Here is a 19,867-nt window from a genome sequence, read left to right as displayed (position 1 = left end):
GTTGTGAGTCGTTTAGCTGGAGATGCTCATGCTGTATGTTGAGGATTTGATTCATCTAAATCCCTTTCAACAGTTGCCCCAGGAACGTCTGGAGTGGGTATGCGATCGCGCCCAAACGGTTATGCTCCCTGCGGGAGAGGTGCTGGTGCATGAAGGCGATCCTCATAGAGGCTTGTTTCTCCTCATCGAAGGTCAAATGAGCATCACTCGGCGCAGTGACGGCATTGAAATCCCGATCGGGCAGCACAATGCTCCCTCGTTTTTTGGTGAAATTCCAATCCTGACTGATGATCCCGTTCCGGTGACCATGCGGGCGCTCGGAGACTGCCGACTCTACGAAATTGAGAGCGACGACTTCCGCACCTTGCTGCATGAATGCCGTGACTTTGAACGGATGATTTTCCGCACGATGCAGCAGCGAACGCGGGGGTTAGAGTCATTCATTCGCGGGCGCGAAAAAATGGCAGCATTGGGAACACTCGCGGCTGGTCTGGCGCATGAACTGAACAACCCAGCCGCAGCCCTGGTGCGATCGTTCCGCGAAATTCCTGCTGCTGTCGTCGAGTTGCAACGGATGAGTCTGGTTTACGGGCAGCGTCAGGTTGAAGAAGACCATACGCAGCAATGGTTGCAGATGCGTGACCGGGGGTATGATGCCATTCTCAACGGTCGCCTTGATCCGGCAACCTTGAGCGATCGTGAAGAAACCCTGCTGGAATGGCTAGAAGACTACGGAGTTAAGCAGGCATGGAAACTGTCAGAACCCTTAGCCGAAGGCGGCGTTGCAGTAGAAGCCCTGGAACAGATCACCGAGCGCTGGCGAGATGATACGACTGAACTACGAGAGATGGGCTTGCACTGGTTAGCGCTTTCCTTTGAAGTGATGTCGATGCTGAAACATGGCTTACGGGGAGCTGAACGCATTTCAGACCTTGTAAAAGCAATGAAATCCTACTCCTATCTCGATCAAGGTGTGCAGCAAGAAGTAAATCTGCATCAAGGGCTGGAAGATACGTTACGGTTATTTGATCACAAGCTCAAACATGGCATTGAGGTAAAGCGCCATTACGATCAACAGCTCCCGAACGTGCTGGCGTATGGCAGCGAGCTGAATCAGGTATGGACAAACTTAATTGATAACGCGATCGATGCAATGGATGGCAAAGGAGTGTTGGAAATCATCACCAAGCAGTGCGATCGCCGTGCCCGCATTGATATCATCGACTCCGGCAGAGGCATTCCACCTGACATTCAAACGCGCGTTTTTGAACCCTTTTTTACCACTAAAGCGGTGGGTCACGGCTCTGGGCTAGGGCTAGAAACCGTGCGCCGTATCGTGGAAAATCGTCACCACGGAACGCTGACCTTCGAGTCCAAACCTGGCAGAACCTGTTTTACAATCTGCTTGCCATTATTAGCAAAATAAGTAAAAGTTAGCCAAATAAGTCATTTCTCACTTTAAGCAGATGACAAGGCGATCGCTCTAGCCGCAGTATCTGAACACGTGTTCGAACCTCTGTGCCTAACTCCTTAACTCAACACCTACCCTTAAGACTGTATGACCTGCGAACATCTACAAACGCTGACGACAGAAACCATCATTCCAAAAGCCAACTATCCTGTCTTTCGCTGCGAAGAGTGCGTCAAAACCAATAGTCGATGGGTGCACCTGCGGATTTGTCAGGAGTGTGGCAAGATGCTGTGTTGCGACTCTTCCCCCAACCAACATGCTAGCCATCACTACCAGGAAACGGGACATCCTGTGATTAGTTCAGCAGAGTTGGGAGAACAATGGCTGTGGTGTTTTACAGATCAGCAGGCAAAAAACTATTGACGGTCGTCTTCATCTGGCCAATAGCTAGAATCTAGCGTAGCTGCAACGGTGTAAGGGCACGATCGTGGCAAGGATTCGGCAGGGAGATTGGTCTCAGCGATCGCCTTTCTAAAACTCTACATCCAACGGCGCCCGCGGAAAGGGTATCACGTCGCGGATGTTGCTCATGCCTGTAAGGAACTGTACAAGACGCTCAAAGCCTAGTCCGAAGCCTGCATGAGGCACCGTACCATAGCGACGCAAATCGAGATACCACCAGTACTCTGCCAGGTCGAGTCCCTGTGCCTGGATGCGGCGTTCCAACACATCCAACCGTTCTTCACGCTGCGAACCGCCGATGATTTCACCAATCTTGGGCGCAAGGATATCCATTGCCCGGACGGTGTTTTCGTCATCATTCAACCGCATATAGAAAGCTTTGATTTTGGCGGGATAGTCGGTGACGATCGTCGGCTTTTTGAAATGCTCTTCTGCCAGATAGCGCTCGTGTTCCGATTGCAGATCCAACCCCCACTCAACGGGATATTCAAAGGTTTTACTGGCTTTTTCGAGCAGTGCGATCGCCTCTGTATAGGTGACGCGGGCAAACTCGTTGTTGATGATATTATCGGCAGTTGCCAGCACGGAATTATCGATCCGCTGGTTAAAAAACTCCATATCTTCCGGGCAGGTTTCCAGCACGTACTTAAAGATGTACTTGAGGAAGGCTTCTGCCAGATCCATGTCGCCTTCAAGATCGCAAAAGGCCATCTCTGGCTCGACCATCCAGAACTCTGCCAGGTGTCGCGAGGTATTGGAGTTCTCAGCGCGAAAAGTAGGGCCAAACGTGTACACATTGCTGAACGCCATCGCCATAATTTCGGCTTCGAGCTGTCCGCTAACGGTGAGGTAAGCATGCTTGCCGAAAAAATCTTTGCTAAAGTCAACGCCCTGTTCAGCCGTTAACGGCACTTTTTTCAAATCAAAGCCGGTGACAGTGAACATTTCGCCTGCACCTTCACAATCGCTGGCGCTGATGATGGGTGTGTGCACCCAAAGAAACCCACGTTCCTGAAAGAACTGGTGGATTGCCGTCGAAGCCGCATTACGGACGCGGAAAACAGCGCTGAGTGTGTTGGTGCGCGATCGCAAATGCCCAATGTCTCGCAGAAACTCAAACGAATGTCGCTTTTTCTGCAAGGGATAGGTTTCTGGGTCAGCTTCGCCATACACGGCGATCGACGCTGCTTTGAGTTCGACGCGCTGTCCCTTGGCAGGGGATTCGACTAAGGTGCCCGAAATTTCTACCGATGCGCCTGTGTTGATTCGCTTGATCGTCTCCGCATACCCCGGCACCTCTTGGTTGACAACGACCTGAAGCCCCGCTAACGAAGAGCCATCATTCACTTCCACAAAGCTAAATTCTTTCTGCTCTCGCTTGGTACGCACCCAGCCTTTAATGGTGACAGATTCGTCAGGCTGCCCGTGACGGAGAAGATCTACAATGCGTCGAGTCGTAGGCATGAGGAAGTGGGGTGTAGGGTGTGGGGTGTAGGGAGGAGCGCTGAATTTGAGTGTAGCAAAGTGCTTAGAGATGGGAATTAAAAGTGCTTAGAGATGGCAATTAAATAACATTGGCTTTTGATAGGATGTGTTAGGCAATCGCCGTAACACATTAATCCTTGAAGACAATCACGTAACGCATTAACTCCTGGGGGCGGTGCGTTACGCTGCGCTAACACATCTTACAAAAGCTATCGATCGAAAGCGAAGATGCGAACTTTGATTCATCGTCGCGTTGAAGCGGCACGAAACGGAACAAACCCAATGGTTATTAGTCGCGTAACGTCGGGATGGCTAGTTCTGGGGGATGTACAGTTTTTGCGTGGCTACTCTCTGCTGTTGCCAGATCCGGTAATACCTGCCTTGAATGCGCTCGATCAGCAAGGGCGTATACAGTTCCTGCACGATATGGCGGTTTTAGGCGATGCCCTACTGGAGGTGACTGAGGCCTGTCGCATCAATTACCAAATTTTGGGCAATCTGGAACCAGCCTTACATGCACACGTATTTCCTAGATATTTGACAGAACCGGAGCCCCACCGTACTTCGTTGCCGCAGTCGTACGAACAAGCCTATCGTCAGTCGATCGTGTTTGATGAGGAGCGCGATCGTCCACTTATGCAAGCGATCGCCAACGCCATTCAGCATCGACTGTAATTTGAATCTGCATACGTGTAAGACGTTCTTGTGGTAATCTAGCCAAGGCAATTTGAACGGCCTTGGCACGATGCGTCGCCTTATTCTTTATATCGCCACGAGTCTGGATGGTTACATTGCTCGTCCATCCGGTGAGGTTGATTGGCTCTTCACCGACCAGGACTATGGCTACACCGACTTTCTGGCTGGTGTTGACACCATATTGATGGGACGAAAAACGTACGAGCAGGTACTCACGTTCGGCGAATTTCCCTATCACGAGAAGCAAAACTACGTCTTTTCCAGCCAGCCTGATTTTGATGCGTCCCCTCATGCCAAAACGGTTCGCACTGATGTCAAAGCCTTTGTGGAAGCGTTACGCCAAACCGATGGCAAAAATATTTGGTTGGTCGGGGGACCCACGCTCATTCATCCCTTTATAGAGCACGCGCTGCTAGACGGGGTGGTTCTTTCCATCCATCCCATCTTGCTCGGCAGTGGTATGCCACTCTTTCAAACTAGCACTTCAACACAGCCATTGAACCTCATTGACTGCCAAGCTTATAGTTCAGGGCTGGTACAAATTACTTATACGGTTAACAAGCCGAAAAGCTAAACGCACTCTGAAGTGCCGTTCAAAAGCGACGACGGTACAACACAGTGAAGTAGTCAGTGGTGGAGCGGAGGGTAGATGCGATCGCGCTTTAGCGATAGTCCAGCTCAGTCTCAGTTTTTTCAAAGTTAGACGGGTCGTAGAGATAGCGCACGATCTCTTCTTCAAGCCGATGAATCAAATAGGGCTCAAGGCCATTGGTGTGCCTGAGAGAAGCCAGATAACCATCCACAAAGAGGCGTAAGTCGTCAAAGCGATACCCCCGGTTCCAGAGGTCGACTAAGGCGTCGCTTAGCTTCTGGTAGTAGCGGATGGTGAGAGTGTCCTGCAACATAGTTGGCGTTAGAGTAGTTAGGTTAACAGTTAAGACTTAAAAGGGCAGCGGTGTGTCGGGGAAGGACAAAAGGCTGCGACTGCAAAACCAATTTCTCCAATCATTTGTCCTAAACGAAACTACTATCTGTAATCATTTTAACTTTAATGAATTAGGATCTTGCTCTTTCTCAGGGCTTTAATATGTAAAACTTTTTTGAACCACCCGGAAAGCCGTTGCAGCGCTTAGAAGTGGATCAGGCTGAATTAACGCACGCCTTCCTGGAAAGGCTGAATTGGTAGGGGTAGCGCCGATTACAAACCCACACTGAAGGCTCTGATAGGTTTATAGTCACAATCTTTGAGGAATGCAGCCTCCGTGGGAGCTTTTTGTATTCAAATTGTCGAGGCAAATCCGCATCTGCGATCGCTACTGGGTTGGCATTTGCAGCAGGCAGGGTATTGGGTTCATCAAACGGCTGACCTGCATCAAGCAAGGGACGTGTTCCAGCATCGCCAGCCAACGCTGGTCATTCTGGACTCTGAACTGCCCGATGGCAACGGCATTGAATTTTGTCGTTGGCTCCAACAGCAGCAGCAGTCACTTATTTTAATGTTGTCTGCTCGCAGCACCGAAACCGATATTGTGGAGGGGCTACGGGCAGGCGCTGACGATTATTTAACCAAGCCCTTTGGGATGCAGGAATTTCTCGCCCGGGTGGAAGCACTGACTCGACGCAGCAAATCGCCATCCCCCCCTGCATCGCTAGACTATGGCGACCTCAAGATCGATCTCGTCCATCGTCGAGTGCGGTTTAAGGGTGATCTGGTCGATTTAACGCCGCAAGAGTTCAGCCTGCTATATGTGCTAGCGCAGGCAGGCGGCCTGCCACTCAGCCGTTTGGAGTTGCTGAGACGAGCATGGCCTGACGCGATCGACAATCCTCGTACGGTAGACACTCACGTTCTGTCACTGCGCAAAAAAATCGAATCCGATCCGCGTCAACCCAGCCTCATTCAAACCGTTCGTAATGTGGGCTATCGATTTAATCTGGAGTTTCTCACGGCGGCATCGGCTCAACCAACCGATTACCCACCGCACCGAAAATCCCTGGCACGTTCGTCTAATCGCATGATGGTAGGCGAACGTGCCAGGAGTTAGAACCATCCTTTAACTCAGCACCAAATTATCTCTATGTACCACGGTCTCAGCGCCAGGGTAGCCGAGAATAGCCGCGATCGCGTCAGATTGGTGCCCTTTAATTTGCTGGAGTTCGCTGCTGCGGTAATTGACGATGCCTCTGGCGATCTCTTGACCAGAGCGTTCGCACAACAACACAGCTTCCTGGCTTTGAAACTCACCGTCTACTTGAACAATCCCAGCAGCGAGGAGCGATCGTCCATCGCTGCGAATGGCGTTGACCGCGCCATCATCCAGGTATAGTTTGCCAGTGGGCACCAAGCCATGGGCAATCCAACGTTTGCGGGCACTCGCCGGTCGAGGTTGGGGTTCAAACTGAGTGCCGATCGCTTCACCCTGCAAGATCTTTTCCAGATTTTTGGGAAACCGACCGTTGGTAATGACTGTACGGACTCCTGCACCCGTCGCAATCTGTGCCGCCGCAATTTTTGTCACCATGCCGCCAGTGCCCCAACGGGAGCCGGGGTTGCCAACACTAATCTGTAGATCGTGCAGTTGCTCCATGCGGTTGATGCGCACAATCGGTTGGGCATCGGGATCATTGCGCGGATCGGCTGAGTAAAGACGATCGACATCAGTAAGCAAAAATAGCCAGTCTGCCCGAACCAGATTGGCAACCAGCGCCGAAAGGGTATCGTTGTCGCCAAACTTCAGCTCATCCACAGCCACCGTATCGTTTTCGTTGACGATGGGGATCACACCCAACTGAAGCAGTTGCCGAAAAGTACGTTCAACGTTGAGGTAGCTGTTGCGCTGTACCAGATCGCTTCGAGTGAGCAAGACTTGAGCGATCGGCTGCTCCAAAGAGGTAAAAAAATCGTCGTAGATGCGGATGAGCCGCCCCTGCCCGACGGCCGCAACAGCTTGCTTAAGGGCGATGGCGCGTGGTCGTTCGGTCATGCCCAGGCGAGCACAGCCAACACCAACAGCACCCGATGACACCAGGACCACACGATGGCCCTGCCGCCGCAGATTGCTAAGCACCTCAACAAGGCTCGCGATCGTCGCTAAGGCTAAACGCCCAGTCTCTGGTTGCGTCAAGCTAGAGGTACCGATTTTGACCACCAGGGTTTGAGAGAGGGTGTCAGTCGTCACAATGAGATATTTACAGCCATAAGGATAGGAAGGAAACCCAAATCTTTTTTCAGACTAAAAATCGTTAAATACTATAGCTATAGCCATACTAGTTAGGACGGGGTGCAGGGGTAAAACCCCTGGCTGGGGGCACGCCCCCTTTGATCCCCATGTCCTAAGCTTTGTGGCAACTGCTATATTGATGAGCGAGTTAAAAACTCACTTTAAAATGGCGAAACGCCAGAACCATCATCAGAAAGGTCTAGCGTCCCACACACATATTCACAGTCATTCGTCGTTAGAGTCTTTAAATAAGCTGACTCCAATACTATGTTCATCAATTTAGCAGCCGTTTTCATTGATCCCTGACTGACTTAAGCTTTTTTTTAGATTTTTGATCACCCACGTCAAGCAAGCTTGAGGTCAACCTGGGACTCTTACTTATCCGTTACAAAGGATGCCCCTAACATTTGAGACAGCCAAACTTCAAAGGAATGGATAGGAGACCGTTTGACCACTTCGTTAGGGTTGACCATCGGTTCAACAAGAATCGTGAACATGCCCAGTCGATTACCTGCAAGTACGTCGGTGAACAGTCGATCGCCGACCATCGCGACTTGCTCTACAGGCAAGGCCATATCATCAACTGCTCGTCTTAGTTTCCGGCGAGACGGTTTACCAGCACCCGCGATGTAAGGTAGATCCAACGTTTTAGCAATGCGCTGAATCCGACCTTCACTGATGTTATTACTCACCAGCCACAACGTCGCGACCTGGCGGATCTCGTTGACCCAGGGCAGCAATTCTGTTGAAACCTCAGACATACGGATGGGCACTAACGTCTCATCCACATCAAGCACTAACCCTTTGAGTTGATGCTGCCGCAGCAGATCAGGCGTTAGCTTCAAGATCGGTCCATGTAAGATCAAGTCGGGTTGGAGAAGTTCGCCACAGGACATAAGCAAAAATAGTAAAGAATACGATTACAGAAGGCACTGGGAACCACCTTTTCACAGGCAGAAAGTGTCTTAAAGCAGCGCACGATCGCGTCCGGGTAGGCTACTTTGAGAGCCCTGATCTGGTTGGCTTTGCCCCTGAGCGTTGCTTTGTTTGGTAGATTTGCGCTTATCCTGAATAATGACTTGGGCGGCCTGGTGTTCTGCCAGGGTGCGGCTAAAGACATGAGTACCATCGTACCGTGCAACGAAGTAGAGAAAATCAGTGTTTTCTGGGTTGAGCGCCGCTTTAAGGCTAGCTAAACCAGGACTAGCGATCGGAGTTGGTGGTAAGCCCGTGTTGAGATAAGTATTGTAGGCAGACGGCGTTCGTACTTGCGCAAGAGAAAGGGGTTGGTCTGGCGTTTGCTGGATGCCTAGCCCATATTCAACCGTTGGGTCAGCGCCAAGGGGAATTTTCTTCCTTAAGCGATTCATAAAGACGCCTGCAATGCGAGTGCGTTCATTAGCGATCACCGCCTCTTTCTCGACAATGCTGGCCAGGGTAACCCATTGGGTAAAGCTTAAGGCTGTTTGCTTATGTTCCGACTGCTTTTGTTTGTGCCCTTGCTCGTAAAGAGGGAGTGCTACCTGCTCAAACCGATCGAGCATTTGTTTCAAGACGGTCTCCGGCTTTGCAGGTAAGCCAGAAACCTGATAGGTATCGGGATAGAGAAAGCCTTCCAGGAGAAGTTGCCCAGGTGCTCTATTAGTCGGTAGCCAGGCATACTGAGCCGTTGGCAAGCGCTCCACGGCGGTGAGAAAGTCCTGCGCCGAGAAAAAACCTTCGGCCTCAAAGTAAGCTGCCATTTGCCGCAGCGACCAGCCTTCAGGGATCGTATAGCTCAAGTGGACGACGTCCCCTGACCAGATTTTAGTCGCCACATCTTCCAGTGCTTCTGTGCGCGACAGTTGATAGATGCCTGCCTTAAAGCCTCCCTCCGGCTCGTGAAACATCAGCCAACGCGACCAGAGATCCCACGCTGTCGCCGAACGAATGACGCCCAGCGCCTGTAAATCCCTGCCAATTTCCTGAGCAGAGGTACCCTGAGGAACGCGAAGCTTCACTGGTTTATCCGGTGCTCCTGACGCGATCGGGGGGGCACTGGCAGCTGTCCACCAAGCCCAAGCGCGCCAGCCAATCGCCCCGGTCGCTGCCAATAGCAGCAGTAGGACGATCACACCTTTAGTCATGCTCTTTATTGCTTTCATGCACCTCTTTATTGCTTTCATGCACTATTAAGATGGCTTAATCGCTTTAAAAGGGGCAAAGAAATCAGTTGTTAGCCGCCAGCGATCGGCATCTAGCAGCCCACCACTTTAACAGCTAACAACCAAACACTAACAACTTGCAAACTTATTCGAACTGATCAATCAACTGGTCTTCAATCATTGGCAGCAGTGGTTCAATCTTCTCCAACTCTTCGGGCGAAAGCAGCTGAGGTTGATTGTTAGCATCTACCCGCGCCAGGATGAAAAAGGGATCCAGCGGTGCGTAAATGCCGAATTCTTGCTCTTCATAATAGAAGCTTGCCAGGAACTGAAGCTCCTCCTCTTCGCCCTCTCCATCAGATTCCAAACCTGCCAGATCATCTTCCTCAGTTAAATCGGGAAGATCACCCTCAACGGTCAAGGTGACAGCGGTACGCTTGAGCACAAGATTCTGCTCTTCCAACACCACTTTGGCCACAGGAAAGAGAAGATTAATGTCTTCATCGTCTTCGACTGGGACAGCTTCCTCCTCGTCACCATCTTCTTGCCAAGCAATGATTTCGACGGGCGAGTCTACTGGCAGTAGCAGCACGTAGTCCTGCCCTTCGACTTCGAGAGCATGTTCAATGGTGCAGGTAATCGTCCGTCCGGCATCATCCGTCAAGGTAACGGTTTCTACATCCATCTCAAGATCGTCTTCATCCATTCCGGACTCTCCACTAAAATCGGTCATGTTACAGGCTCTTTACACATCTCTACCCGTGACTCAGAAGAAGGTTGAATCCAAGGCTTCGGAGTCAGCCGCATCGGGCTGCGGAGACGTTAGTGTATAAGTTGCCTTGAGGCGGCGCTCATCCAACCATTGTTGCAGAATGAGTGACGCTGCTTTGCGATCGATTAGTCCTTTATTGCGAGAAGGCGAAAGATTCTGTGCATGCAGGAGTTGTTCTGCCTGGTAAGAGGTCAACCGTTCATCAACATATTCCAGAGGTAGTTGTAGTGCTTTTGCCATTGCCCGCGCAAATTTCTGCACCTGTCGCGCTTGAGCACCAATTGCTCCGTTCATGGTATAGGGCAAGCCAACGACCAGGATTTGCACCTCACGTTCAGCGACCAACTGCTGTAGCTCGGCTTGCACTTGCTGGAACGATTGACGCTCAATCGTAGTCAGCCCTATAGCAATCAAGCCCGTGCGATCGCAGCCAGCAACACCAATTCGCTTACTTCCAACGTCTAGCCCCAGGGCGGAAATGTGCATCCAAAGATACCGCTTAGCAGCAAGGGCCTTCTTGAGGCGGGTCAGAAAAGTCGGTTGAGGTCGGTAAGTTTAGCAAGGGATTGCTTCGCAAAGAATCATCTGCTGCAGTGGCATCGCCGCTCGGCTGACTGACATCTGCTTTGGGATCGGTCGTTGATTGATTCCACAACCGCAGCAGTGAAATACGTCCCGGTACTGGTTTACGGGCGGGTTTAAACCCCTGCAGTACTTCGGAAAGTTGGAGGGAGTCGAGTGCCATAGGCAGCTTGGATTCCCGCAGTTTGTGCCAGACCGATCGCGACATCATCAACGTATGAGCGACTCGATTGGCGCCAATGCGCTCTAGATACTCTTCGCGTTCTGGCTGGTAATCAGACGACGCCAGCTCCAGAATTTGAGGCGGCACTTCTTGAGTAATACGCGCCATTTGGGACATAAGTTCAGGGTAGAGCCAGGTATAGGCAGGATGCACAGTCAGCTGCGCCTGGTGGGGCTGCGAGCCATCGCGACAGAGCCGAATTTGAAAATAGCCGATCGCGGCTTTCCGCTGTGGCTCAAAGACATAGCCACTGACGACCTCAGCATGGCTAAACCAATTTTTGACGCCACCCATCAGCGAGCTAAGCAAGCTTGTTTTGAAATCGAGCACATGGCGATCGAACACCTGCCGTACTAAGGGTGGCATGGCGGCTGTATCGAGTTGATACAACAGTTGAGCATCCGCATTACTAATCGGCAGCAGGTTGGGCAAGTCAGGCTCCCGCTCGGCGATCTCCTGGAGTTGTTCAGGCGCAAGCAACCAATAGGTCATCTGCGCCAACGGCTGAAACCCGTTCTGACGGTATAACGCCAACAGTGCTGTATCGTTGACATCCACTTCCAAAAGCCAGGTACGCGCCTCCCAGATTTTTTCAAAGCAGTGCCGCAGTAGCTGCGAACCAACGGTTGCGAGGCTCAGCTTGGGAGGCAGTTTTGATGGCTCAGGCACTTCAGGAGTAGGAGCCTCGGCAACTGGCTCAGCGTGATGCACAACCGCAACGCGATCGACGCGCCAGGTGCTGCGGGTGCGATTAAAGGGCGAAATGCGAATCATCCCTCGGAGCTGATTGTCCTGATCATCGGCAAAGTATGCCCCAAAGGTTTGCTGCGATGGTGTCCACACGAGACTAAGGGCTTTCTTCAAGCCCCGCCAAGGTAGCAATGACAAAGCTTTTAAAGGCTTTCCAGTGTCAGTGGTAGGGACACTTTCTTGGTCAGAGTCTGCTTCACAGAGACGCTCGATCGTTTCCAAATCGCGATACTGAATTGATCGAATCACGACTTGAGTCGTCTGAGGGAGAACTTGAGTCATCGTGGGTATGGCTGCAACCAGCCGCGCGCAACGTCCAGAACTTGAAGGCTTAATTTACATTCTAAAGGGTTTACAGACGAAACAGGACGTCCCTCACACGTAGAGGCTGCAATCACTGATCAGCTTAAGGATTGCGACCGCCAGTCTGCTGGCCTTTCGCCGTCTATTCGCCTAACGCTTTAACGGGTCGAATCAGAACAACAGGCGTTTGTTCGCTGGCATTGCCTGCTGGGTTTTTGATTAATGCCTGTTTGAGAAACGGCACTGAAAGGTCTGAGGATGCTGCCAAGACCTTTACCGCTCTTAAATCGTTGACATCTACAATGGCAGCGGATAACCCCGTTTCGCGCTTGATTTGATCAACCACCTGCTGCGGATTGTCCGGCCCCAAGACAATGAACTGGTCGTAGGGTGGGATGGTACCCGTAACATCATCAATGAGACGAGCCTGCTCCCCAGCCAGTTGGTAAAACACGCCAGGTTTGCCCAACACTTTAGCGATCGCGCCCACTAAAAACGCCACCAACACTCGTACAGGACCCACCAAATCTACCAACGTTTGCAAGCCACAGGCGGTTGCCAAACTAGATGTTGGTAAAAAGAGGTAGCATAACCGCCGCGCCACCCATCCTGGCTTCACTTCACTGGGGTGCCGAAAGCGGCCTTGCATGATTGCTAACGGGGTTTCCCCAATCGTGACGACATCACCCGGTTGAGCGTTGGGCAACACATAGCGCTGGATGACCGCTACAGGGTTGTCTAAATGCGTCAGCAAATGGGTACGAATGGGCAGCACATCAGCATTGTTAGCCGGTCGCCAGTGTTTAGAATCGTCTGCGCTGGGAAAGGTCAGTGGCACAATCACATGACGCACTTTGGGAAAACGTCCCTGCGGACCATAAGTCATGTAGTGCACTCGTATCCAGGCCACTCTCAGCCCAATCAAATCATCTCCCTGCAATTCAACCTGAATTTCGATCGGCGACACATCCTGCTTCACAATGTGCCCTTCCCAGTACCCATCGGCTCTGAATTCGGCACCCTGATAGCGGGGAATGACCTGCGTGCTGGTTGTAATGCCTTTGAGGCTAGCAGCAGAGAGCAGTTTTACCTCTACCCAGATTTCTGGCACCATCACTTCAAACCGCTGGGTGAGGTTATGAAATGCCAACTCACCGACTAGCAAGTAGCGCTGCGGTTCATAGCTCTCAAGCTGCCAATTACCAGCCGTTAGCTCTAGCTTATTTCCCGGTCGAAGGCGGTACTGAAGATCTAATGCGAGCAGCAAGAAAACTGCTACAACAACGATCGCGATCGCAATGCTCCCAATAATCCCCACAAACGTTACTTTGCCTAATCACTCTGTTAAAAAGTTTAGTAGGAGTTGGGAGTTTTGCAGCATGGAGAGGTGAGGAGTGAGGAACCAGCGATCAGCGGTCAGTGGCCAGCAGAAGGCTTAGAACTCAAAACTCAAAGCTTCAGGCTTCAGCTTGCAGCCTTTCTCTCACCTCACTGCCAGAATTTCCTCGTCAACGGAGAAATCTACTTCTGTCTTGTCTCGTCCCGAACTCAGATAGTCATTTTGGAAGGAGTCTTTGAGTCCTGAGACCAAATCGTACCGAGGTTGCCAGTTGAGTTCGTTTTGAGCCTTTTGAATCGAAGCAAAAAAGTGCTGTGCGCGAAGGGGAAAGGCTTTGCGCTTACCAAAATCGAATTGTTTGGGATCGTAATGAACGATCGCAAGCGCCTCAGGAGACTTTCCAGCCGCCACCGCACAGGCACGAGCAAGACCGTCGAAGGTGATGTAGCGATCGCCCGAAACATTGTAAATTTGGCCTACAGCGCTGGCCTTACCTAAAACCTGAGTCATGGCTTGTGCCAGATCCTGTACGTGCCCAAATTGGGTCAAATGTTGACCGTGACCCGGAATCGGAATGGGACGATCGCGCACAATGCGATCGAAAAACCAGGCTTCCAGATCATTGTAGTTTTGTGGTCCGTAGATGTAGGTAGGGCGGATCGACGTAAAGGGAACATCGTGTCTCACCAGGTAAGCTTCCGTTTCATGTTTCCCCTTGTGCCGACTCTGAGGATCGACCGGGTCGGCTTCTAAATGAGGCATCTGGTCAGACTTTAAATACACACCAGCAGAGCTCATGTAGACAAACTGCTGCATTTTGCCATTGAAGAGTTCTGCAAGCAGTTGGGTGTCGCTCAGCTCGCGCCCGTTGTTGTCGAAGATGACATCGAAAGTTTCGTCAGAGAGCTTGTCTTTGAGATCGGTAGCGTTGGTGCGATCGCCATGAATCTGTTGAATGCCGTCTACAGGGGCAGGCTTTTTGCCTCGATTAAACAGCACAACCTCATGCCCTTGTTTCACCAAAAGACGCGTCAGGTAAACGCCGACAAACCGGGTACCTCCCATAATCAAGATCCGCATGACCTTCACCATCCCGATGACAACAACTTTCCATCTTAGGCTGAAGTGATTCGCAATAGTGCTGGCTCTCCGAAATGCCCTGACGAAGTAGTCAATATTGACGCAGAACTTAGCTTGCTTTTGCAAAGTCTGTTCATGTTAAATTTCCCCTACTCTCCATCCCCTACTCCCTACTCCCCACTCCTATGCCCCCTCTCCATAAGCCGACCAAAGCCGAGATTCAAGCGGCGATCGGTACAACGGTTCCCGATCTTATTGCGCCTGACTTACGGGTCTTGTTCTGTGGCATTAATCCCAGTCTGTACAGTGCAGTGGTTGGGCATCATTTTGCGCGTCCTGGTAATCGGTTTTGGCCGACTCTTCACGCTGCTGGTTTTACAGAGCGCTTGTATGCGCCTAGAAACGATCGCGATCTGTTGCAGTTGGGCTATGGCATTACCAATGTGGTCGATCGCGCAACAGCCACCGCCGATCAGCTTTCAACCGATGAGCTTATTGTGGGTGGAAAGCAGCTTTTAGCCAAAGTGCAGCGCTATCAGCCCCAGGTGCTTGCGGTGTTAGGCATTGGTGCTTATCGCACGGCCTTTGGACGACCCAAAGCAACGATCGGGCGACAGTCAGAAGGACTACCATCAGACGCGTTGCAAGGCACGATCGTCTGGGTGTTGCCCAATCCCAGTGGTTTGAACGCGCATTATCAGCTCAAGGATCTCGCAGCAACATTTCGATCGCTGTTGGATGTAATTTAATCCAGAAACCGGATTTCTTTACCATGTGGCATTTGAGTGTTGAGGTTGCGTCCAGGAACCCGTTTTCTATTGAGGAGTTCGCAAAAACTCTAGCGCGATCGTCTGTGCTGACGGCATCTGTCCATAGGTAAACACGTAAGGCACACCGGCTGGCAGGCTCGGCAAGAATTTGTCGAGAACATAAGGACTACCGTAAAGCACCAGCGCCAGAAGTTGATCAGTTTCCACCAAAAAATGAAACCAATCGATCGCAGTGTGAGTCAAGCCAGCACTACCACGAAAGGGATTGCCGCGAATGAAGAGCTGTAGCAGAGTCGGTTGCCAGGTTATGGTAGCGGCATTAAGCGCGATCGCAGGTGTATGGCGATCGACCACTTGCAGCTGATAGCCCAGGCTTTGGGGCAAGGCGATCGCAGGCGTATGCCGTCCTAAACCCTCACACGCCAACAGCTCATCAACAATGATCAGATTGCGGGGATTTTGCGACCAACGTGGTTGCGTCAACCGTGAGTGTTCCGGACAATGGACTTGCATTGAATCCTGCAAGATGGCAGCCACCGTCGCTTGTGCCTGCGGTTGCGCCAACTGCGTAGTCAGTGTTTGTGTCTCGATCGGGACTGAGTGTGGTGTTTCCCAGGCGTGAGACGTGCCACCTTCAACCGAGGGGCAAACTTTGTACTTGGCTCGCCAGATGCGTTCAACCGATGACTGGATGCGCTCGACAGCAATTCGCCCCGTCTCGATCGCCTCGCAGATAGCTTGGATGGCACCCTCTGGATCGAGCGGCATCAGCAGAATATCGGCACCCGCTTCGACTGCTAGAACGGCTGCTTCATTGGCACCGTAGCGATCGGCGATCGCTCCCATGACCAAAGCATCGGTGACGATTAAACCGTCGAAGCCCAGTGCCTGCCGCAACTCCTGCGTCAAAATACGCGACGACAGCGTTGCCGGAAACTCTGGATCTAGCGCTGGAATTTTCACGTGGGCACTCATCACCGTATCCACCCCTGCCGCGATCGCAGCCTTAAACGGTGGGATTTCGATTTGAGCCAAACGATCGAGCGCATGGGGTAAAACAGGTAAGGCCAAATGAGAATCAACCGCTGTGTCACCATGACCGGGGAAATGTTTCGCAGCCGTCAAAACGGGATGGCGTTGTGCGCCTCGCAAGAAGGCTGTAATGAGTTGACTAACGATCGCGGGCGTTTCGCCAAACGATCGCACATTAATCACGGGATTATCAGGATTATTGTTCACGTCCACGATCGGAGCCAGCACCCAATTGAGCCCGATCGCGCACGCTTCCTGCGCTGTCGTGTCTCCCAATTGTTCGGCATAGCGCTCTGCACGTTCGATCGACCCTTGCGCGACGGCTGCCAGTGCCATTGGTGGTGGAAACCAGGTCGCTCCAGAGAAACGCTGTCCCACCCCTTCCTCGACATCAGCGGCTACGAGTAGTGGAACAGTCGCCCACTCCTGTAGCTGCTGCGTTCGTAACGCCAACTCTCCTGCGCTGCCCCCTAAGAGAATGACACCACCGACGCCCAAGGTTTCGACCCAGTGTTGTAGCACTGTGGTAGTCGGTTCCCAAGCTGGATACTGAATCTGGTGATCAAAGAGATAGCCTGATGCTCGCACCACAACCATCTGCGCCACTTGCTGCCGCAGCGAAAGCGTCTCAATGTCAGTAAGGAGAGATGTCATGGGTGAAGCGATAAGAGATGAAGGGACGACGTACAAGCGCCTGCATTGTAACCGCCTACATTACAACCGTCTGTAGGGACGTTACATGTAACGTCCCTACAGACGAGAAGCCTCTAATCTTCTGCCCCACCCTCGTCAGCCTCATCAGTGTGATCTGCTAACTCCCGTTCCTGGCTGAGACGGCTGAGCAACGATAGAACTTTGTCACCACGCTCTAACGAACTGTCTTCTAGAAAAATGACTTCGGGCGTTCGGCGCAGACGAATACGCTGCCCTAGTTCGCTGCGAACAAAGCCCGTTGCTGACTTCAAGCCTGCCATTGTTTCGGCTTTGGCTTCGCTGGTGCCATAAATGCTGACAAAGATTTTGGCATGCTGCAAATCGCCAGCAACCTGGACATCGGTAACACTGACGATACCCGAGCCAACCCGATCATCCTTAATACCAGACAGCAACATCTGGCTGACCTCGCGTTTAATCAACTCGGAAACGCGAGCAACCCGACGACTCGTAGCCATAACAAACCTACCTTTTGATGTATACGCTGCCTGATGTGTCGCGATCGCGTCTCCATAACTGAGTGATCACAACTCACCCGAGTAGCCAGGCGAATCAAGCCATCCCAAGCCCCAGCATGGCGCGGAGGGTAAAGCCAATAAAGGCGAAGCCCGCAACGAAGACGCTGACCAGGGCGATCGCAGTAACAGGGTTCTTGAAGAGCGGCGCGAGTGGCTTCAACGCGTTCAGCAAGACACCTAAAACGACACCCGTAATGAAGATCGGGTACTTAGAAACTGTATTCCAGAAGTTTTGCATGAGCTTGAATGAGAACGGCGTACCTTACAGGGATTAAGAGTAAACGGGCTGTCTTTCTATGTTACTGGACTTGCTGTTCTTCTATGTTACTGGACTTTAGACCAAGGGCTCTGCACTAGAGCCAGACAAGCTACGTTGAGCACTGCTTCACGTTTGACAAATGTTACGGGTAGTACTCTTCAGCGAGCAATTTCACAATCCAAACGCTATTAGTAGCGCCCTTGAAGATGAACTCAAACTCCAATTTTTAGACATCGTTAGACACCGATTAATGTTTCGTTCAAACGCAATGGATTGAAGTCGAGAATTGCAACAGAAAACTTGCTTCCACATTCAGAATCACCTCTATGATGTGTTCTATGCAAACCCGACTCCCGCTACGACTGCATCCCCGTCCGTTTTTAAAGTGGGCTGGCGGCAAAGGTCAACTGATTCAACAATACATTCCCCACTTTCCCAAACAGTTTTCGACCTACTACGAACCGTTTTTGGGAGGCGGTGCTGTTTTTTTCCACCTACTGCCGCCACGATCGCGGCTGATGGATATTAATCCAGAGTTGGTGAATGTTTATTGTTGCGTCCGAGACCACGTCGAAGCGCTCATCGGTTGCTTAAAAGACCATCGCGATCGCCACTGCGCTGACTATTATTATCAGATTCGCGCCAGCGTTAACGGTTCGCCGATCCAACGTGCCGCTCGCTTAATCTACTTGAACAAGACCTGTTTTAACGGTCTTTATCGCGAAAATTCGAAAGGGCTGTTCAATGTTCCGATCGGCAGATACGCAAAACCAACCATTTGCGATGCTGACCTACTGTATGCCACTTCATCAGCCCTACGATCGACTCACATTGAGCTAAGCTCCTTTGAAACCGTGTTGCAGGATGCCAGCAGTCAGGATTTTGTCTACCTCGATCCGCCCTATCACCCGATCAGCGCCACTAGTAAGTTCACGTCTTACAATCGATATGCATTTACGGAAACAGACCAGATTCGTTTGCGGGATACATTCCTAGCCTTAGCCAATCGGGGTGTGAAAGTGATGCTTTCCAACTCTGACTGTCCGTTTATTCGAGAGCTCTATCAAGACTTCACTATTTATACGATCGTCGCCTCCAGAGCCATTAACTCCAACGCGGAGAAACGAGGAAAAATCACAGAAGTCTTAGTGACCTCCTATTAATTGGCATCAAAAGATTTCTTGCGTCAATCAGGTACGCGTCAGTAGCAGTCCGTAAAAGCGGAAACCCTTAAGCAACTTGGGTAGGGGCACAACAATGCCGTGCCCACAGGTAAGGCAACCAGTCACGTATGGATGCAAAAACCGCCTGTTAATTCGACTCTGCGTTAAGCGGGAGTCGAATTAACAGGCGGTTATCTGTAGAACGTCGGTTTTAGGTTGTTTGAAGCACAAGCGCACGCTTAAGCATGACTAATAACCTCGGCAACTGGCACACTTTGGTCGCTGTAGCCGTTGCCGTTCTGTTCATAATGGGCTGTTTTGACGTTTTTTCCGTTTGTATGTCCATTGCCCTTACGGGGTTGAATCACCCCATAGCCGCCGTGATTGCGCTCGTAGATGACATTGATCTCTCCCGTTTCACTGTTCAAAAACATGTAGAAATCATGGTCAACCAGTTCTAACTGTTCCAACGCCTCCTGCGTCGTCATAGGCGGCATGGCAAAGTACTTCGTCCGTAACACTTGACTGGGTAAGATTGGCGATCGGTCTTGCAATAGATCCGATGCGACGGGCTGATCGCTCAAAACCTCCACTGTTTTCACTGGAGCCTGGCTCTGAGCTTGACGTTTCTCCTTATATTTACGAAGCTGACGGCTTATCTTATCGGCAACTAAATCGATACTGGCATAGAGGCTCTCGCTACCTTCTTCAGCGCGGACAATCGAACCGTTAACATAGATTGTGACCTCAGCCGTCTGTTTGGAGTTAACACGGGGATTTTTAGCAACAGACAAATGGACATCTACTTCAGTCGTCAGGCTTTGATAATGGCTCACCGCCTTTTCAATCTTGCTGGTCACGTATTCACGCAACGAATCAGTAATCTCGATATTTTTGCCCTGGATAACAAGCTTCATAAACGAGCTTCCTCCCCTGAACTATT

At 51.3% G+C, this 19,867-nt stretch carries 21 protein-coding genes; 7 read left to right on the top strand and 14 right to left on the bottom strand.

Features of this window, described 5'->3' with window-relative positions; all coding sequences use genetic code 11:
* The first annotated feature begins 28 nt into the window (after positions 1 to 28).
* Positions 29 to 1,426 carry a sensor histidine kinase gene (locus tag C7B82_RS26505; protein WP_106259942.1) on the top strand — a complete coding sequence of 466 codons (1,398 nt, stop codon included), beginning with the start codon at positions 29 to 31 and terminating at the stop codon, positions 1,424 to 1,426.
* A 132-nt stretch (positions 1,427 to 1,558) separates the two neighbouring features.
* Positions 1,559 to 1,834: a UBP-type zinc finger domain-containing protein gene (locus C7B82_RS26500; protein ID WP_106259785.1), complete on the top strand. Its 276-nt coding sequence runs from the start codon at positions 1,559 to 1,561 to the stop codon at positions 1,832 to 1,834.
* Positions 1,835 to 1,942: 108 nt separating this feature from the next.
* On the opposite strand, the gene asnS is transcribed toward C7B82_RS26500, so the two are convergent.
* Positions 1,943 to 3,337, bottom strand: coding sequence for an asparagine--tRNA ligase (asnS, locus tag C7B82_RS26495; RefSeq protein WP_106259783.1), 1,395 nt, complete (start codon positions 3,335 to 3,337; stop codon positions 1,943 to 1,945).
* A 249-nt stretch (positions 3,338 to 3,586) separates the two neighbouring features.
* Between asnS and C7B82_RS26490 the strand changes: the two genes are divergently transcribed.
* Both C7B82_RS26490 and C7B82_RS26485 read left to right on the top strand, forming a co-directional pair.
* Positions 3,587 to 4,033, top strand: coding sequence for an HIT family protein (locus C7B82_RS26490; RefSeq protein WP_106259781.1), 447 nt, complete (start codon positions 3,587 to 3,589; stop codon positions 4,031 to 4,033).
* A 70-nt stretch (positions 4,034 to 4,103) separates the two neighbouring features.
* Positions 4,104 to 4,628, top strand: coding sequence for a dihydrofolate reductase family protein (locus C7B82_RS26485; RefSeq protein ID WP_106259780.1), 525 nt, complete (start codon positions 4,104 to 4,106; stop codon positions 4,626 to 4,628).
* A gap of 88 nt (positions 4,629 to 4,716) precedes the next feature.
* On the opposite strand, the gene C7B82_RS26480 is transcribed toward C7B82_RS26485, so the two are convergent.
* Positions 4,717 to 4,959, bottom strand: a complete 243-nt coding sequence (locus tag C7B82_RS26480; RefSeq protein WP_106259778.1) for a DUF6761 family protein — start codon at positions 4,957 to 4,959, stop codon at positions 4,717 to 4,719.
* Between the two features lie 357 nt (positions 4,960 to 5,316).
* Here C7B82_RS26480 and C7B82_RS26475 point away from each other — a divergent pair, with 357 nt between their 5' ends.
* A complete protein-coding gene (locus tag C7B82_RS26475) occupies positions 5,317 to 6,099 on the top strand; it encodes a response regulator transcription factor (protein ID WP_106259777.1) in 783 nt (260 codons plus the stop codon).
* 9 nt (positions 6,100 to 6,108) lie between these two features.
* Here C7B82_RS26475 and proB read toward each other — a convergent pair whose 3' ends face one another.
* The 8 genes from proB to C7B82_RS26435 form a co-directional block, all read right to left on the bottom strand.
* On the bottom strand, positions 6,109 to 7,233 hold the full coding sequence (gene proB / locus C7B82_RS26470) for a glutamate 5-kinase (protein ID WP_106259775.1): 1,125 nt from the start codon (positions 7,231 to 7,233) through the stop codon (positions 6,109 to 6,111).
* 416 nt (positions 7,234 to 7,649) lie between these two features.
* Complete coding sequence (locus C7B82_RS26465) at positions 7,650 to 8,171, bottom strand: YqeG family HAD IIIA-type phosphatase (protein ID WP_106259773.1); 522 nt, start codon at positions 8,169 to 8,171, stop codon at positions 7,650 to 7,652.
* Positions 8,172 to 8,240: 69 nt separating this feature from the next.
* Positions 8,241 to 9,401, bottom strand: a complete 1,161-nt coding sequence (gene mltG / locus C7B82_RS26460; RefSeq protein WP_219904708.1) for an endolytic transglycosylase MltG — start codon at positions 9,399 to 9,401, stop codon at positions 8,241 to 8,243.
* A gap of 163 nt (positions 9,402 to 9,564) precedes the next feature.
* Positions 9,565 to 10,125: a DUF3727 domain-containing protein gene (locus C7B82_RS26455; RefSeq protein WP_106259770.1), complete on the bottom strand. Its 561-nt coding sequence runs from the start codon at positions 10,123 to 10,125 to the stop codon at positions 9,565 to 9,567.
* Positions 10,126 to 10,185: 60 nt separating this feature from the next.
* The gene (gene ruvX / locus C7B82_RS26450) at positions 10,186 to 10,677 is read right to left on the bottom strand and encodes a Holliday junction resolvase RuvX (RefSeq protein WP_106259769.1); all 492 of its coding nucleotides are present in this window, start codon (positions 10,675 to 10,677) and stop codon (positions 10,186 to 10,188) included.
* 13 nt (positions 10,678 to 10,690) lie between these two features.
* Positions 10,691 to 12,028 (bottom strand): N-acetyltransferase, encoded by a 1,338-nt coding sequence (locus C7B82_RS26445; protein WP_106259768.1) that lies wholly within the window; start codon positions 12,026 to 12,028, stop codon positions 10,691 to 10,693.
* A gap of 163 nt (positions 12,029 to 12,191) precedes the next feature.
* Positions 12,192 to 13,367, bottom strand: a complete 1,176-nt coding sequence (locus C7B82_RS26440; protein ID WP_219904707.1) for a F420-0:Gamma-glutamyl ligase — start codon at positions 13,365 to 13,367, stop codon at positions 12,192 to 12,194.
* Between the two features lie 165 nt (positions 13,368 to 13,532).
* Positions 13,533 to 14,468, bottom strand: a complete 936-nt coding sequence (locus C7B82_RS26435) for an NAD-dependent epimerase/dehydratase family protein (RefSeq protein WP_106259938.1) — start codon at positions 14,466 to 14,468, stop codon at positions 13,533 to 13,535.
* A 185-nt stretch (positions 14,469 to 14,653) separates the two neighbouring features.
* On the opposite strand from C7B82_RS26435, the gene mug reads away from it, so the two are divergent.
* Positions 14,654 to 15,217 (top strand): G/U mismatch-specific DNA glycosylase, encoded by a 564-nt coding sequence (mug, locus tag C7B82_RS26430; protein ID WP_106259766.1) that lies wholly within the window; start codon positions 14,654 to 14,656, stop codon positions 15,215 to 15,217.
* Positions 15,218 to 15,283: 66 nt separating this feature from the next.
* Here the strand turns inward: mug and C7B82_RS26425 are convergent, their stop codons facing one another.
* The 3 genes from C7B82_RS26425 to C7B82_RS26415 form a co-directional block, all read right to left on the bottom strand.
* Positions 15,284 to 16,924 (bottom strand): glycoside hydrolase family 3 N-terminal domain-containing protein, encoded by a 1,641-nt coding sequence (locus C7B82_RS26425; RefSeq protein ID WP_106259764.1) that lies wholly within the window; start codon positions 16,922 to 16,924, stop codon positions 15,284 to 15,286.
* 113 nt (positions 16,925 to 17,037) lie between these two features.
* Positions 17,038 to 17,442: a 30S ribosome-binding factor RbfA gene (gene rbfA / locus C7B82_RS26420; RefSeq protein ID WP_106259763.1), complete on the bottom strand. Its 405-nt coding sequence runs from the start codon at positions 17,440 to 17,442 to the stop codon at positions 17,038 to 17,040.
* 94 nt (positions 17,443 to 17,536) lie between these two features.
* Entirely contained in the window at positions 17,537 to 17,740 is a 204-nt protein-coding gene (locus C7B82_RS26415) for a DUF751 family protein (RefSeq protein WP_106259761.1), read from the bottom strand.
* 359 nt (positions 17,741 to 18,099) lie between these two features.
* On the opposite strand from C7B82_RS26415, the gene C7B82_RS26410 reads away from it, so the two are divergent.
* Entirely contained in the window at positions 18,100 to 18,924 is an 825-nt protein-coding gene (locus C7B82_RS26410) for a DNA adenine methylase (protein WP_106259760.1), read from the top strand.
* Positions 18,925 to 19,163: 239 nt separating this feature from the next.
* Here the strand turns inward: C7B82_RS26410 and hpf are convergent, their stop codons facing one another.
* Positions 19,164 to 19,841, bottom strand: coding sequence for a ribosome hibernation-promoting factor, HPF/YfiA family (gene hpf, locus C7B82_RS26405; protein ID WP_106259759.1), 678 nt, complete (start codon positions 19,839 to 19,841; stop codon positions 19,164 to 19,166).
* Positions 19,842 to 19,867: the final 26 nt, after the last annotated feature.

It is taken from the genome of Stenomitos frigidus ULC18, from assembly GCF_003003795.1.
GTDB lineage: Bacteria > Cyanobacteriota > Cyanobacteriia > Leptolyngbyales > Leptolyngbyaceae > Stenomitos > Stenomitos frigidus_A.
This window is presented reverse-complemented; position numbering and strand designations above follow the sequence as displayed.

Excerpts from the sequence above, each read along its gene's own strand:
- C7B82_RS26505 (WP_106259942.1), top strand. The coding sequence starts at position 29 with ATGCTGTATGTTGAGGATTTGATTCATCTAAATCCCTTTCAACAGTTG.
- C7B82_RS26500 (WP_106259785.1), top strand. The coding sequence starts at position 1,559 with ATGACCTGCGAACATCTACAAACGCTGACGACAGAAACCATCATTCCA.
- asnS (WP_106259783.1), bottom strand. The coding sequence starts at position 3,337 with ATGCCTACGACTCGACGCATTGTAGATCTTCTCCGTCACGGGCAGCCT.
- C7B82_RS26490 (WP_106259781.1), top strand. The coding sequence starts at position 3,587 with ATGCGAACTTTGATTCATCGTCGCGTTGAAGCGGCACGAAACGGAACA.
- C7B82_RS26485 (WP_106259780.1), top strand. The coding sequence starts at position 4,104 with ATGCGTCGCCTTATTCTTTATATCGCCACGAGTCTGGATGGTTACATT.
- C7B82_RS26480 (WP_106259778.1), bottom strand. The coding sequence starts at position 4,959 with ATGTTGCAGGACACTCTCACCATCCGCTACTACCAGAAGCTAAGCGAC.
- C7B82_RS26465 (WP_106259773.1), bottom strand. The coding sequence starts at position 8,171 with ATGTCCTGTGGCGAACTTCTCCAACCCGACTTGATCTTACATGGACCG.
- mltG (WP_219904708.1), bottom strand. The coding sequence starts at position 9,401 with ATGACTAAAGGTGTGATCGTCCTACTGCTGCTATTGGCAGCGACCGGG.
- C7B82_RS26455 (WP_106259770.1), bottom strand. The coding sequence starts at position 10,125 with ATGGATGAAGACGATCTTGAGATGGATGTAGAAACCGTTACCTTGACG.
- ruvX (WP_106259769.1), bottom strand. The coding sequence starts at position 10,677 with ATGCACATTTCCGCCCTGGGGCTAGACGTTGGAAGTAAGCGAATTGGT.
- C7B82_RS26445 (WP_106259768.1), bottom strand. The coding sequence starts at position 12,028 with ATGACTCAAGTTCTCCCTCAGACGACTCAAGTCGTGATTCGATCAATT.
- C7B82_RS26435 (WP_106259938.1), bottom strand. The coding sequence starts at position 14,468 with ATGCGGATCTTGATTATGGGAGGTACCCGGTTTGTCGGCGTTTACCTG.
- mug (WP_106259766.1), top strand. The coding sequence starts at position 14,654 with ATGCCCCCTCTCCATAAGCCGACCAAAGCCGAGATTCAAGCGGCGATC.
- C7B82_RS26425 (WP_106259764.1), bottom strand. The coding sequence starts at position 16,924 with ATGACATCTCTCCTTACTGACATTGAGACGCTTTCGCTGCGGCAGCAA.
- rbfA (WP_106259763.1), bottom strand. The coding sequence starts at position 17,442 with ATGGCTACGAGTCGTCGGGTTGCTCGCGTTTCCGAGTTGATTAAACGC.
- C7B82_RS26415 (WP_106259761.1), bottom strand. The coding sequence starts at position 17,740 with ATGCAAAACTTCTGGAATACAGTTTCTAAGTACCCGATCTTCATTACG.
- C7B82_RS26410 (WP_106259760.1), top strand. The coding sequence starts at position 18,100 with ATGCAAACCCGACTCCCGCTACGACTGCATCCCCGTCCGTTTTTAAAG.
- hpf (WP_106259759.1), bottom strand. The coding sequence starts at position 19,841 with ATGAAGCTTGTTATCCAGGGCAAAAATATCGAGATTACTGATTCGTTG.